The sequence below is a fragment of the Kitasatospora sp. NPDC007106 genome (assembly GCF_040634455.1).
In the GTDB taxonomy this organism is placed as follows: domain Bacteria; phylum Actinomycetota; class Actinomycetes; order Streptomycetales; family Streptomycetaceae; genus Kitasatospora; species Kitasatospora arboriphila.
The window spans coordinates 1-13,126 of sequence record NZ_JBEYFP010000123.1; the positions used below are offsets into that span (position 1 = coordinate 1).

Consider the following 13,126-nt stretch of genomic DNA (forward strand, 5'->3'; position numbering starts at 1 on the left):
GCGCCGGCCGGGCGCCCCCAGCAGCCCGGCCGGCGCCTGCCGTCCGTTCGCCGTGCCCGGCCCGGGCCCCGCCGCCGACGGTCCCGCCGTCAGGGCTGCGGGGACGCCCAGGCGGGGAGGGGCTCGCGGGCGTCCAGCCAGGCGGCGGGGACGTCGGTGAGGCCGGTGCGGGCGGCGGTGACGCCGCCGGCGATGGCGCAGGTGGTGTCCATGTCGCCCCAGCCGCCGAGGGTCTCCCAGAGGGTGTCGGGGAGGGAGCCGAGGGCGCCGGCGGCCGACCAGAGGGCGAACGGGACGGTGTCCTGGGCGGAGAGCCGGGCGCCGGAGCCGAGCACGACGGCCGCGTGCCGCACGGTGGTGCCCGCCGGGAAGCGGGCGGCCGTGCGCAGGCCGGACCGGACGTCGCTCTCCGGCAGGTGACCGGCGACCTCCAGCAGGAACTCCGACCGGCCCGGGGCGGCGGAGCCGCGGCTGCGGGCGGCGAGGGCCGCGGCGACCGCCACCGCGACCGCCCCGGCGGTGGCCTCCGGGTGGTGGTGGGTGGTCCGGGCGGAGAGCCCGGCCTGCTCGGCGACGACGGCGAGGTCGTCGGCGAACCAGGCGCCGAGCGGGGCGACCCGCATCGCGGCGCCGTTCCCGTGCGAGCCTTGGCCGCCGAACACCCCGGCGGTGACGGACCGCCAGTCCGCACCCCCGTGCACGGCCCGCATCACCTGGTGCATCGACGGCCCGTACTTGCGGTGCGGAGCGGCGGTGTAGGCGGCGGCGAACTCGCGGGCGAGGTCGTCCTGCCGCACCTCGCCGCAGCGGTCGAGGTGCTGGACGACGACCAGCGCCATCGCGGTGTCGTCGGTCCACTTCCACGGCCCGGGCCGCGCGATCCGGGCGGCCTGCTCGGCGGCGGCCTCGTCGACGCGCGGCGAGAACCAGCGGTCGCCGAAGGAGTCTCCGAGGGCGAGGCCCTGCAGGCTGTCCAGGGCCGCGGTCGGCGCGCGCATGTTGTCCTCCGGGTGAGAATGACCGATGGCGGCATTCTCTCCGCGGCGGGACGGCCCGGGCCAGCGGATTTCCGGGCAGGCGGACTGCCGGTGCGGCGGGTGCGGGCGTGCGGCGCCGCGTCAGCGGCCGCGCAGGCCCTCCAGCAGGAGCGACCAGAGGGCTTCGAAGTCGTCCTGGGCGGCCGGGCGGGACCACTCGGCGGCGTGCGCCGGGTCGTGGAAGTGCGCGGTGGCGAGGAAGACCGAGCGGGCCACCGGTCCGGCCGGGGCGTCGCGGAACTCGCCGCGCCGGACGCCGTCCTCGACGATCTGCCGGATCTGCGCGACCAGCGTGTCGACGTGCTCCTCCACCGTCCCGCTGACCTCGCCGACCAGCACCATGTAGGTGGCGAACAGCTCCGGGTCCTCCAGCGCCTTCTGCCGCTTGGCGGCGAACAGCGTGGCCAGCCAGCGGTGCAGCCGCTCGGCGGCCGGGCCCGGCTCGGCGGCGATCGCCGCGAGTTCGTCGTGGGCCCGGTCCAGCCAGCGCTGGGTGACGGCCTCGCGCAGCGCCGCCTTGCTGGGGAAGTGCCGGTAGACGCTGCCGTGGCTGACGCCGAGGGCGCGGGCGATGTCGACCACGGTGGCCTTCGCCGGACCGAACCGCCGCAGGACGTCCTCCGCCGTGCTCAGGATCTGCTCGGCGGTGAGTGCGTTGTCCGTGGCCACGGGGAGGTCGTCCTTCGGTGTCGGTACGGCGGGCGGCCGCTCAGCGCTCGCTGTCCAGCATCGCCATCTGTGCCGCAGCGTACCGGTCGCCCGCGGCCGACCCCTCCGGCACGGCGGCCTCGATCGCGGCGAGGTCGGCGGCGGTGAGGCGGACGTCCAGCGAGCCGAGGGCCTCGGCGAGCCGGTCGCGGCGGCGGGCGCCGACCAGCGGCACGACGTCCGCGCCGCGGGAGGCGACCCAGGCGATCGCGGCCTGGGCGACGGTGGCGCCCTTCGCCTCGGCCACCGAGCGCAGCGCCTCGACCAGGGCCAGGTTGCGGGTCAGGTTCTCGCCCTGGAAGCGCGGGCTGTGGCCGCGGAAGTCGCTCGCGCCGATCTCCCGGTCGGCGTTCCAGTGGCCGCTGAGCAGGCCGCGGGAGAGCACCCCGTAGGCGGTGATGCCGATGCCGAGCTCGCGCGCCACGGGCAGCACCTCGGCCTCCAGGGATCGGGAGAGCAGCGAGTACTCGATCTGCAGGTCGCTGATCGGGTGCACGGCCGCGGCGCGGCGCAGCGTCTCGGCGCCGACCTCGGAGAGGCCGATGTGCCGGACGTACCCGGCCTTCACCAGTTCGGCGATCGCGCCGACGGTCTCCTCGATCGGCACGTTCGGGTCGAGCCGGGCCGGGCGGTAGACGTCGACGTGGTCGGTGCGCAGCCGGCGCAGGGTGTAGGCCAGGGCGGACTTGGTGGCGGCCGGGCTCGCGTCGTAGCCGAGCCAGCCGTTGTCCGGGCCGCGCTGGGCACCGAACTTGACGCTGATCTGCACCGTCTCGCGGTCGCGGCCGCGGAGCGCCTCGTGCAGCAGCAGCTCGTTGTGGCCCATGCCGTAGAAGTCGCCGGTGTCCATCAGAGTGACGCCGGCGTCGAGGGCGGCGTGGATCGTGGCGATCGACTCGGCCTCGTCGGCGGGGCCGTACAGGTCGGACATGCCCATCAGGCCGAGGCCGAGGGCGGAGGTCTCCGGGCCGGTGGTGCCGAGGGTGGTGCGGGCAGGCGCCGTGGGCGTGGTGGGCATCGGGGCTCCCGGGATCGAGGGCGGAGTGCGGTGACGATTCGACTATGGCATGTCGGATGACAGATTTCAATATCTGTCATCCGATGGCGGCCGTGGGTGCGGGGGGAGGGTGACCGATATCAAAGGCTGATCGGCCGTCACCCGTCGGACGTGGATCGGCCGCCCGGGGGCGGTTCGGACTGCCGAAGCGACACCGCAGGTCCATCGTGGGAATCGGGACGCGCGCACCCGTCGCGGGACGGGCCGCGCAGCACCGGGCCACCTCGCACGGAGGTGATCGGGTCTTCTAGGCTCACTTCCCGAGCCTCCCCGGTTACCGGTGCCCGGCCGCACCGCGCACCGGGGGCGCCGTCCACGGACCCCGGACGCCGGGGCCGCCGGAGCGAGCGAGGAGGACGACGTGTCACCCAGTCCGAGGTTGCACCATCGACCGCTGCCCGACCGGACACCGGTCCCGGCCGCCGCCCGACCCCCACGACCGCCACAACCCCGGTCGGCCGCCCCGACCGCCCCGGGTTGTGGAGGTGCGAGGTGAGCCCGCATACCGTCCTCCCGGCCGAGCCGGGAACGGCGCCGGCCGGAGCAGCGGCCGGACGACCCGCGGCCGACCGTGCCGCCGACGGCGAACCCGCGAATACCGCGGCGGCGCCCGCCCCGACCCGGACCGCCGACCCGGCGGCCCCCGCAGCCGCACCCGGCCTGCCCGCCCTGCCGGGACTCCCGCAGGCGCTCACCACCCGGGCCCGCACCCTCGCCGGCGCCGTGCGCCGCCGCTGCGCCGCCCTCGCCGCCCTGGAGTCGCCCAGCGGCGACGCCCCCCGACTCGACGCCCTCGCCGAAGAACTGTCGGCCGGCTTCCGCGCCACCGGCGCGCGCGCCCGCCGCGAGAAGGGACCGGCCGGCGACCACCTGGTCCTGGAGTGGCCCGGCCGCGAGGAGTCCCTGCCCCACCTGCTGGTGGTCGGCCACCACGACACGGTCTGGCCGGCCGGTACCCTCGCCGACTGGCCGGTCGAGGAGGAGGGCGGCCGGCTCAGCGGCCCCGGCGTGCTCGACATGAAGGCCGGACTCGCCCTGCTGGAGGGCGCCTTCGCCCTGCTCGCCGACCTCGGACAGCGCCCGCACCGGACGGTCCGCCTGGTGGTGGTCTCCGACGAGGAGGTCGGCAGCCCGGACGGGCGGCGCCTGGTCGAACGCCAACTCCCGGGCGCCGCGGCCGTCCTGGGCCTGGAGCCGTCGCATCCCGACGGCCGGCTCAAGACCGCCAGACGCGGCTCCACCCGCGTCCTGCTCAGCGTCACCGGGCGGGAGGCGCACGCCGGCAACAACGCCACCGAAGGCGTCTCCGCCGTCGACGAACTGGTCGACCAGCTGGTCGCCGTCCGCGGGCTCGGCCGGATGCCCGGCACCGAGCTCAACACCGGCCGGATCACCGGCGGCACCCGCGCCAACGTGATCGCCGGCCGGGCGGAGGCCGAACTCGGCCTGCGCTTCGCCACCGCCGAGGCGCAGCGCCGCGCCCTCGACACCCTCTCCCACCTCACCGCGCTGCGGCCCGGCGCCAACGTCAGCACCGAGGTGCTGTCCAGCCGGCCGGCCTGGCCCGAGCGCCCCGTCAACCCGCTGCTGCGGCACGTCCGTTCACTGGCGGCGGCGCTCGGCGAGCAGCTGGACGGGGCCCCGGCCGGCGGTGCCGGCGACACCAACCTCGCCGGCGCCCGCGGCCTGCCCACCCTGGACGGCCTCGGCGCCGTCGGCCGCGGTCCGCACGCCCGGCACGAACACGTGCTGGTCGACCAGTTCGCCCCGCGGATCGCCCTGCTGGCGGCGCTCCTCGCCGTACCGCTGCCCCGCCTGCGCGACCGCGCCTGATCCCCCCCGGCCCCGGTCCGGGCGGCGACCCCGCCCGGATCGCCCGCCCGGGTCCGCCGGGTCCTCCGTGTACGGACCCGCCCGGCCCCCTGCGACCCGCGCCCGTCCGGCCGCTCGTGCCCGGCGCCGCGGCGCCCCGTTCCCCCGCCCTCCGCGACCGCCGTGGACCGTGCCTTGTCAGGCCGGGGTCCGGCCGTACAGAATGGGACCGACCGAACGGTCAGTCGGGAGGTGGGTGGAGTGACGGCGACGGAGCTGAACGAGGCGACCCTGGAGGGGCGCTTCGACGCTGTGGTGGGTGCCGAGCAGCGGATCGAACCGCGCGACTGGATGCCGGACGCCTACCGGGCGACCCTGGTCCGCCAGATCGCGCAGCACGCGCACTCGGAGATCATCGGCATGCAGCCGGAGGGCAACTGGCTCACCCGGGCCCCCTCCCTGCGCCGCAAGGCGATCCTGCTCGCCAAGGCGCAGGACGAGGCCGGCCACGGCCTGTACCTGTACGCGGCCGCCGAGACCCTCGGCGTCGACCGGGCCGAGCTCACCGAGAAGCTCATCAGCGGCCGCCAGAAGTACTCGTCGATCTTCAACTACCCGACGCTGACCTTCGCCGACGTCGGCGTGATCGGCTGGCTGGTGGACGGCGCCGCGATCTGCAACCAGGTGCCGCTGTGCCGCTGCAGCTACGGCCCGTACGCCCGGGCGATGGTCCGCATCTGCAAGGAGGAGTCCTTCCACCAGCGGCAGGGCTACGAGCTGCTGATGACGCTGATGCGCGGCACCGACGCCCAGCGCCGGATGGTGCAGGACGCGGTCGACCGCTGGTGGTGGCCGTCGCTGATGATGTTCGGCCCGCCGGACGACGACTCCCCGAACAGCGCCCGGTCGATGGCCTGGCGGATCAAGCGGCACTCCAACGACGACCTGCGCCAGCGCTTCGTCGACATGACCGTGCCGCAGGCCGAGCACCTCGGCGTCACCCTCCCCGACCCGGCCCTCAGCTGGAACGAGGAGCGCGGCAGCTGGGACTTCGGCGAGCCCGACTGGTCGGAGCTCAAGAAGGTGATCACCGGGCAGGGCCCCTGCAACGCGCAGCGCGTCGAGCGCCGCCGGGCCGCCCACGAGGACGGTGCCTGGGTCCGCGAGGCGGCCCTGGCGTACGCGGAGAAGAAGCGGAGCGCACAGTGAACGCGAACCGGGCCGGCTGGCCGCTCTACGAGGTGTTCGTCCGCCCGCGGCGCGGCCTGAACCACGTCCACGTGGGCTCGCTGCACGCCGCCGACGACCGGATGGCGCTGCTCGCCGCCCGCGACCTCTACACCCGCCGCAACGAGGGCGTCAGCCTCTGGGTGGTGCCCTCCGCCGCGATCACCGCCTCCACCCCGGACGAGCAGGACCCGTTCTTCGCCCCCAGCGGCGACAAGGTCTACCGCCACCCGACCTTCTACGACATCCCCGAGGATGTCCCGCACATCTGAGCCCGCTCCGTCCGACCAGGGGATGCCGACATGACCGACGACCACGTGTACCTGACGCTCAGCGAGGCCGGGCCCGAGCCCGAGGGCGAGGCCCGCTGGGCGTACGGCACCGGCTTCGCCGACCCGCTGCTCGGCGTCGACACCGCGCTGCCGGACGGCGTCGAGGGCGCCGACCTCGCCGCGTACTGCCAGATGCTCGGCGACGACGCCCTGGTGCTCTCCCAGCGGCTCATCGAGTGGTGCACCCGGGCGCCCGAGCTGGAGGAGGAGGTCGCCCTCGCCAACCTCGGCCTCGACCTGCTCGGCCAGGCCCGCCGGCTGCTCACCCGGGCCGGCCAGGCCGACGGCTCCGGCCGCACCGAGGACGACCTCGCCTACTGGCGCGAGGACCACGAGTTCCGCAACGTCCGGCTGGTCGAGGTGCCCAACGGCGACTTCGCGCACACCGTCGCCCGGATCCTCGCCTTCGCCACCGCCCGGCAGGCCCTCTACCAGCGGCTCGTCCACCACGCCGACCCGGTGCTCGCCGCTGTCGCCGCCGCCGGCACCAAGGAACTCGCCTACCACCGCGAGTGGGCCCAGGAGTGGCTGCTGCGCCTCGGCGACGGCACCCCGTACTCGCACGAGCGGATGCAGGCCGGCCTCGACGCCGTCTGGCCGCTGCTCGACGAACTCTTCACCCCGCACCCCGTCGAACTGCGGCTCGGCACCGACCCGGCCGCCCTGCGCGAGCCCGTGCTGGCACTGCTCGCCGACGACATCGCCGAGGCCACCCTCACCGTGCCGGACGCCGCCCCGCTGGCGTACGTCGGCGGCCGGGCCGGCCGCGACGGCGTCCACACCGAGGACCTCGGCCCGCTGCTCGCCGAACTGCAGGTCGTCGCCCGCGCCCACCCGGGGGCGACATGGTGACCACCACCACCCGCGCCTGGGAGGCGGCCGCCGCCGTCACCGACCCCGAGCTGCCCATGCTCACCCTCGCCGACCTCGGCGTGCTCGCCGGCGTCGAGGAGAGCGGCGACGCCGTCACCGCCTGGCTCACCCCCACCTACTCCGGCTGTCCCGCCGTCGCCGAGATGGCCGCCGACGTGGACGCCCGGCTGCGGGAGGCCGGCTACACCGACGTCACCGTGCGGCTGCGCCTCGACCCGCCGTGGTCCACCGACCTGATCAGCGACGAGGGCCGCCGCAAGCTCGCCGAAGCCGGCATCGCACCCCCGGCCGCCGGCGGGCCGCCCCCCGGCGGTGTGCTGCGGCTCGGCCCGACCCGCCGCGCGGTGACCTGCCCGCAGTGCGGTTCCACCGACACCGAGGAGCTCTCCCGCTTCGGCTCCACCGCCTGCAAGGCGCTGTGGCGCTGCCGCAGCTGCCGCGAGCCGTTCGACCGGATCAAGGAGATCTAGATGGCCGTCCGCCGCCCGACCTTCCACGAGCTGCACATCGCAGCCCTGGAACCGCTCTGCGAGGACGCCGTCGCGGTCACCTTCGAGGTACCGGACACCCTCGCCGAGGACTTCGCCTTCCGGCCCGGCCAGACGCTCACCCTGCGCCGCATCGTCGACGGCGCCGACGAGCGCCGCTCGTACTCGCTCTGCTCGCCCGTCGGCGGGTCGCTGCGGATCGCCGTGCGGGAAGTGCCCGGCGGGCTGTTCTCCCGCTGGCTGGTCCGCGACGCCCGGGTCGGCGAACCCGTCGAGGTGATGCCCCCGACCGGCCTGTTCACCCCCGAACTCGACGAGCCCGCCGAACACGTGCTCATCGCCGCCGGCTCCGGCATCACCCCGATGCTCTCCATCGCCGGCTCCGTGCTCGACGCCCACCCCGGCTCCCGCGTCACCCTGCTCTACGGCAACCGCCGCAGCGACACCGTCATGTTCTCCGACGAGCTCGCCGACCTGAAGGACCGCCACCTCGGCCGCTTCCAGCTCGTCCACGTCCTCTCCCGGGAGAGCCGCGACGCCGAACTGCTCAGCGGCCGCCTCGACCCGGACCGGATGAAGGCCCTGATCGGCGCCCTCCTCGACACCCCCGAGGTCGACCACTGGTGGCTCTGCGGCCCCTACGGCATGGTCGTCGGCGCCAAGCACCTGCTCACCGAACTCGGCGTGCCCGCCGACCGGGTCCACCAGGAGCTCTTCCACGCCGAGGACGAGCCCGAGTACGAGCACGGCGAGGAACAGCCCGTCTCCGGCGACCTCAGCGAGGTCACCGTCGTCCTCGACGGCCGGTCCAGCGTGCTCGCACTGCCCCGCGACCGCTCGGTGCTGGACGGCGCCCAGCGCTCCCGCCCCGACCTGCCGTTCGCCTGCAAGGGCGGCGTCTGCGGCACCTGCCGCGCGCTGGTCTGCGACGGCGAGGTCGAGATGCGGCGCAACTTCGCCCTGGAGGAGAAGGAGGTCGCCGCCGGCTACGTCCTCACCTGCCAGGCCCGCCCCGTCACCGACAAGGTCACCATCGACTTCGACCGGTAGGAGCTTTCCGGAGCAGGGCAGCTCGTCAGGGGCGCGTGGGGCCACCTCCCGGCCGAAGGCCGGGGGAGAACTGCGCGGTAGGGATCAGGGGTTGGCCCGAAGCGTTGTGACGCCCGCCCTCGGACTGCGCAGTTCCCCGCGCCCCTGGGGAGTTGCCCACGGCGCTCCTGAGTGGCCGACTCCGAGCAGTTCGGCGATGGCGTTGGCTGCTGTGCGGCCGGCGCGGTTGGCTCCGACGGTGCTGGCGGAGGGGCCGTAGCCGACCAGGTGGATCCTCGGGTCGGCGGCGGCGCGGGTGCCCTCCATCCGGATGCCGCTTCCGGGCCCTCGCAGGCCGAGCGGCGCCAGGTGTGTCACCTCGGGCCGGAAGCCGGTCGCCCAGACGACGGCGTCCACGTGCTCCTCGACGCCGTCCCAGACGGCGCCGTGCGCGGTCAGCCGGTCGAACATCGGCCGGCGTTCGAGCACGCCCAGCTCCTCGGCCCGCCGGTACGCCACCGACGGGCCGAGCCCGGTCACGCTCACCACGCTCCGCACCGGCAGGCCCTCCCGGACCCGCTGCTCGACCAGGGCCACCGCGGCCCGCCCGGCCTCTGGGGTGAACGGGCCGTCCCGGTAGACGGGCGGCCGCCGGGTCACCCACACCGTCTCCGCGACGGCGCCGACCTCGGACAGCACCTGGATCGCGGAGGCGCCGCCGCCGACCACCATCACGCGCTGCCCGGCGAACTCCTCGGGTCCGCGGTAGTCCGCGTAGTGCAGCTGCCGGCCCTCGAACCGGCCGGGGTAGTGCGGCAGGAACGGCCTGGTCCAGGTGCCGGTGGCGTTGACCAGGGCCCGTGCCGTCCAGTCGCCGCGGTCCGTCTCGATCCGGAGCCGGCCGTCCGGCAGTGACCGGACCGCCCGCACCCGTACCGGCCGCAGCACGGGCAGTGCGTGCTTCGCCTCGTAGGCCGCGAAGTATCCCGGGACGACCGTGTTGGCCGGTGCCTGCGGGTCGACGGCGGGAAGTTCGAAGTCCGGCAGGTCGTGGAAGCCGTGCACGGTGGCCATCCGCAGCGAGGGGGAGCGGTGTGCCCAGGCGCCGCCCGGGGCGGTGTCCGCGTCGAGCACCACGAAGCCGCGGTACGGCTCGAAGCCGCGCCGCCGCAGGTGGTACGCGGCGGACAGGCCGGCCTGCCCGGCGCCGATCACCACGACGTCCACCTCGCGCGGCACGTCCCAGGTCGTTTCGCCTTCAACGGTCATGCCTGTGGAACATTGCACAAGCCGCACATGTTCCGGCAGGCACGCCGACGGCCCGGCCGCCGGGTGGGGGTATCGGGCGAGGGGGCGATCCGGGCGGCGGTGCCGACGTCGGCGGCCTGCGTCACGTCGAGGCGGAACATCAGCACCGCGTTGCGCCGTGCGCGGCACGCCGACGGACCGGACCCACCCGTCCGGCGGGACCGGGCCGTCGACGGAGGGTCAGCCGAGGGGGACGATCCGGGCGGCGGTGCCGTAGGCGCAGACCTCGGTGCCGACGTCGGCGGCCTCCGTCACGTCGAAGCGGAACATCAGCACCGCGTTGCCGCCGCGGGCCTTGGTCTGCTCGATCAGCCGGTCCATCGCCTGGTTGCGGCTCTCCACCAGGGTCTTCGTCAGGCCGCGCAGCTCGCCGCCGACCAGCGACTTCAGCCCCGCGCCGATCTGCGAGCCGATGTGCCGGCTACGCACCGTCAGTCCGAAGACCTCGCCGATCACGTGCTCGACCCGGTGCCCGGGCACGTCGTTGGTGGTCACCACCAGCACCTCGGCGTCCGGACGCTGCCCGCCGCCGTACTCGTCGATGTTTCCCATGCCCCCCACCATCGGTGACGGGCCGCGGGAAACCGCCCCGGCTCGCCGGTGGGCGCCCGATCCTCGTCCGATAGGGTCCTCCGCCATGGGAGTCCCACCGTGCTGAAGGCCGTGCTGCAGGGCATCGGCCTCGGGCTGCTCGTGATCGTCGTGGCGGTCGGCGGCACCGCCGCGTGGCTGTCGCGGCCCGGCGCCGGCGAGTACCCCTCGCGCACCGCGGACGCCCGGCTCGACCGGCTCGCCGGCGACCCCCTGCTCGACGCCCTCGCCACGGCCCTCGGCAGCACCGCCGCGGCGCGGAGGTGGCCCTGCCGGGACACCCCGCACGGCCGGATGCCGCCCATGGTCACGGCCGACTACACCGGCCCGCGCACCGCACTCGCCGAGCAGCGGCTCCGCGACCTCGCCGCACAGACCGGCTGGCGGCACGAGACCACCACCGGCGGCGGCCCGTGGTCCTCCGTCGGCCTCACCAAGTCCTTCGACGGCTGGCGCAGCAGCGCCACCGTCACCGTCGAGCCGTCCGCCGTGCACGTCGAACTGGACGCCTCCGAGGACGACGGCTGCCCCTGAGGGCCACCACCGGCCCACCGCCGGGGCGGCGCCCCGGCGCGCGCCGCCCACCACGCGGAAGAAGGTGGCGGACACCGGTGATTCCGGGGCCACCCTGGCCGTACTGTAGGCGCATGGGCGAGCGAAGCGATCATCCGCAGGGGCCGGGCGCGGCGGAGGACTCCGGCGCGCAGGAGATCGAGGCGACGGTGGTGCTCGGGATCCGCATCACCGACTGGCCGACACTGCGCGCCGCCGCGCTGGCGGCCGTCGACGAGCTGGACTTCGACGGGGCCGACCCCGTCGGGCAGCGCAGCGAACTGCTCCGCGAGGTCGCCGACGACCCGAACGCGGCGCTCGGCGTGCTGCTCCACCCGGACCGGCTGGTCGCCGCCGTCCCCGGCATCGAGGCGCTCGGCGGCACCCTGGAGATCAGCGTCACCGACGACTTCGCCCCCGACTTCGCCGAGCTCTTCCCGCTCGACGGCGAGGACGGCGAGGGCGCCGACTGGACGCTCACCCCGCGCACCGCCTGTCTGCTGCACACCCAGCTGGTCGGCCTCGCCGACGCCGCCTACGACGACCTGGAGGAGCACGAGGACGAGCCCGTCACCGAGGGCGACGAGCCCGACTGGACGGTCTACGCCCGGCTGCCCCGCCGCACCTGGTCGATGCACCGCACCTGGCGCCGGGCCCTCGCCCGCACCTTCGACGACCTCGCCGAGGACCTCTCGCTCGGCGAATGGCCGCTGCCCCGCTGCCTCGCCGAGGAGGTGGCGCTGCGGATGGCCCTCGCCGACGCCCGCAGCCTGCTCGGCGCCCAGCCCGAGTCCGTCGCCGACATGATGGGCGACCTGCCCGCCGACCTCTACGACTACGACTGGGACGGCTGCGCCGACGAACTCTTCGGCGTCTACGGGCCCGACGAGGGCGACCCCGACCTGGAGACCGCCGACCGGATCGACCAGCTGCTGGCCGCCACCCACCCCGAGGGCTGGTTCCTCGGCTACGAGGACGCCGAGGAGCGCGACCCCCAGCGCGGATACCGCCGCTGACGCCGCAGCGGCTGCTGGCATGCTGGTGGGGTGAGTTCTCCCTTCGCCGCCCCGAGCACCCCCGACGAGCCCGTCGACCGCGACAGCAAGGAGCAGTACGTGCTGCCCCTGGTCGTCCGGATCGAGCGGGCCGACCCGCCCGCCCGCACCGACGCGCTGGAGACCTCGGCCCGCGCCGTGCTGACCCTGCTCGCCGACCCCCGGGTCACCGACGGGGACGGCGAGTGGGCCGAGCGGGTCGCCGCGTGGGAGGACGCCCGGATCCGCAAGGTCGTCCGGCGGGCCCGCGGCGGTGAGTGGCGCAAGGCCGGCGAACTGCCCGGGATCACCGTCACCGGCGCCACCGCGGAGGTCCGGGTCTTCCCGCCCGTCCCGCTCGACGGCTGGCCGAAGGAACTCGCCAAGCTCCAGGTCTCCGGCACCGACCTGGACGACCCCGAGGCGCCCGCCGCCCCGGCCGGGGGGCTGCCGGTGCTCTGGCTCAACCCCGACCTGGAGATGAGCGCCGGCAAGACCATGGCGCAGACCGGCCACGCCGCCCAGCTCGCCTGGTGGCGGCTGGACGACACCCGTCGCAAGGAATGGGCCGAGAGCGGCTTCGCGCTCGCCGTCCGCACCGCCGCCCCCGAGGACTGGGCCGCCCTCACCGAGAGCGGCCTGCCCCTCGTCCGCGACGCCGGATTCACCGAGATCGCCCCCGGCAGCTGTACCGTCGTCGCCGACCACCCCGCTCTCCGGTAGTCCGTGCTCGACTACGACGGCGAGGCCGCGTCCTACGACGCCACCGCCGCCGGCCCGGACGGCAGCGCCCGACTCTGCCGTGACCTCGCCGCCCTCCCCGATCAGGACCGCCCCCGCCCACAGCCCCGCTACCGCCTGCTGGCCCTCGAACGCGGCTGACATGCGGCCGAGAGGCGGAGGGAACCGCGCGATCCGGGGTGCGGCCGTCAGGGCGGCACGGGCGAGCCGTGATCCGTACGGCGGCCCGCATCCGGACCGCGCAGTTCCATGCGCACCTACGGGGCGGATCCCTCAGGCCGGGCGGGGGCGGGCCGCCGGGCGGGCCTCGGCGACGGCCAGTCCGGTGACCGAGGCC

15 protein-coding genes are annotated in these 13,126 nt (G+C 75.4%); 10 read left to right on the forward strand and 5 right to left on the reverse strand.

Annotated elements, in window-relative coordinates; genetic code table 11:
• Positions 1-89: 89 nt before the first annotated feature.
• From ABZ641_RS13720 to ABZ641_RS13730, 3 genes are all read right to left on the reverse strand, one after another.
• Complete coding sequence (locus ABZ641_RS13720) at positions 90-998, reverse strand: ADP-ribosylglycohydrolase family protein (RefSeq protein WP_359981605.1); 909 nt, start codon at positions 996-998, stop codon at positions 90-92.
• A 120-nt stretch (positions 999-1,118) separates the two neighbouring features.
• Positions 1,119-1,706, reverse strand: coding sequence for a TetR family transcriptional regulator (locus ABZ641_RS13725; RefSeq protein WP_030265773.1), 588 nt, complete (start codon positions 1,704-1,706; stop codon positions 1,119-1,121).
• A 40-nt stretch (positions 1,707-1,746) separates the two neighbouring features.
• Positions 1,747-2,763, reverse strand: a complete 1,017-nt coding sequence (locus tag ABZ641_RS13730) for an aldo/keto reductase (RefSeq protein WP_359981608.1) — start codon at positions 2,761-2,763, stop codon at positions 1,747-1,749.
• Between the two features lie 531 nt (positions 2,764-3,294).
• Here ABZ641_RS13730 and ABZ641_RS13735 point away from each other — a divergent pair.
• The 6 genes from ABZ641_RS13735 to paaE all read left to right on the forward strand — a co-directional run bounded on the left by ABZ641_RS13735 (position 3,295) and on the right by paaE (position 8,584).
• Positions 3,295-4,635, forward strand: coding sequence for a M20 family metallopeptidase (locus ABZ641_RS13735; protein WP_359981611.1), 1,341 nt, complete (start codon positions 3,295-3,297; stop codon positions 4,633-4,635).
• Positions 4,636-4,890: 255 nt separating this feature from the next.
• Positions 4,891-5,823: a 1,2-phenylacetyl-CoA epoxidase subunit PaaA gene (gene paaA / locus ABZ641_RS13740; RefSeq protein ID WP_344623730.1), complete on the forward strand. Its 933-nt coding sequence runs from the start codon at positions 4,891-4,893 to the stop codon at positions 5,821-5,823.
• Entirely contained in the window at positions 5,820-6,113 is a 294-nt protein-coding gene (paaB, locus tag ABZ641_RS13745; protein WP_030265759.1) for a 1,2-phenylacetyl-CoA epoxidase subunit PaaB, read from the forward strand. Before paaA ends, paaB begins: the two co-directional genes overlap by 4 nt.
• Positions 6,114-6,143: 30 nt before the next feature.
• Positions 6,144-7,025 carry a 1,2-phenylacetyl-CoA epoxidase subunit PaaC gene (gene paaC / locus ABZ641_RS13750; RefSeq protein WP_344623704.1) on the forward strand — a complete coding sequence of 294 codons (882 nt, stop codon included), beginning with the start codon at positions 6,144-6,146 and terminating at the stop codon, positions 7,023-7,025.
• Positions 7,019-7,516: a 1,2-phenylacetyl-CoA epoxidase subunit PaaD gene (paaD, locus tag ABZ641_RS13755; RefSeq protein WP_344623705.1), complete on the forward strand. Its 498-nt coding sequence runs from the start codon at positions 7,019-7,021 to the stop codon at positions 7,514-7,516. The genes paaC and paaD overlap by 7 nt, the downstream gene beginning before the upstream one ends.
• Complete coding sequence (gene paaE, locus ABZ641_RS13760; RefSeq protein ID WP_359981615.1) at positions 7,517-8,584, forward strand: 1,2-phenylacetyl-CoA epoxidase subunit PaaE; 1,068 nt, start codon at positions 7,517-7,519, stop codon at positions 8,582-8,584.
• An 84-nt stretch (positions 8,585-8,668) separates the two neighbouring features.
• On the opposite strand, the gene ABZ641_RS13765 is transcribed toward paaE, so the two are convergent.
• Both ABZ641_RS13765 and ABZ641_RS13770 read right to left on the reverse strand, forming a co-directional pair.
• Complete coding sequence (locus tag ABZ641_RS13765) at positions 8,669-9,832, reverse strand: FAD-dependent oxidoreductase (RefSeq protein WP_359981618.1); 1,164 nt, start codon at positions 9,830-9,832, stop codon at positions 8,669-8,671.
• Positions 9,833-10,051: 219 nt separating this feature from the next.
• A complete protein-coding gene (locus tag ABZ641_RS13770) occupies positions 10,052-10,423 on the reverse strand; it encodes a YbjQ family protein (protein WP_344623708.1) in 372 nt (123 codons plus the stop codon).
• A gap of 99 nt (positions 10,424-10,522) precedes the next feature.
• Between ABZ641_RS13770 and ABZ641_RS13775 the strand changes: the two genes are divergently transcribed.
• The 4 genes from ABZ641_RS13775 (at position 10,523) to ABZ641_RS13790 (ending at position 12,930) form a co-directional block, all read left to right on the forward strand.
• Positions 10,523-10,996, forward strand: coding sequence for a hypothetical protein (locus tag ABZ641_RS13775; protein WP_359981621.1), 474 nt, complete (start codon positions 10,523-10,525; stop codon positions 10,994-10,996).
• Positions 10,997-11,109: 113 nt separating this feature from the next.
• Entirely contained in the window at positions 11,110-12,030 is a 921-nt protein-coding gene (locus tag ABZ641_RS13780) for a hypothetical protein (RefSeq protein ID WP_344623710.1), read from the forward strand.
• Positions 12,031-12,060: 30 nt separating this feature from the next.
• Complete coding sequence (locus ABZ641_RS13785; protein ID WP_344623711.1) at positions 12,061-12,771, forward strand: aminoacyl-tRNA hydrolase; 711 nt, start codon at positions 12,061-12,063, stop codon at positions 12,769-12,771.
• 3 nt (positions 12,772-12,774) lie between these two features.
• Positions 12,775-12,930: a hypothetical protein gene (locus tag ABZ641_RS13790; protein ID WP_359981623.1), complete on the forward strand. Its 156-nt coding sequence runs from the start codon at positions 12,775-12,777 to the stop codon at positions 12,928-12,930.
• Positions 12,931-13,126: the final 196 nt, after the last annotated feature.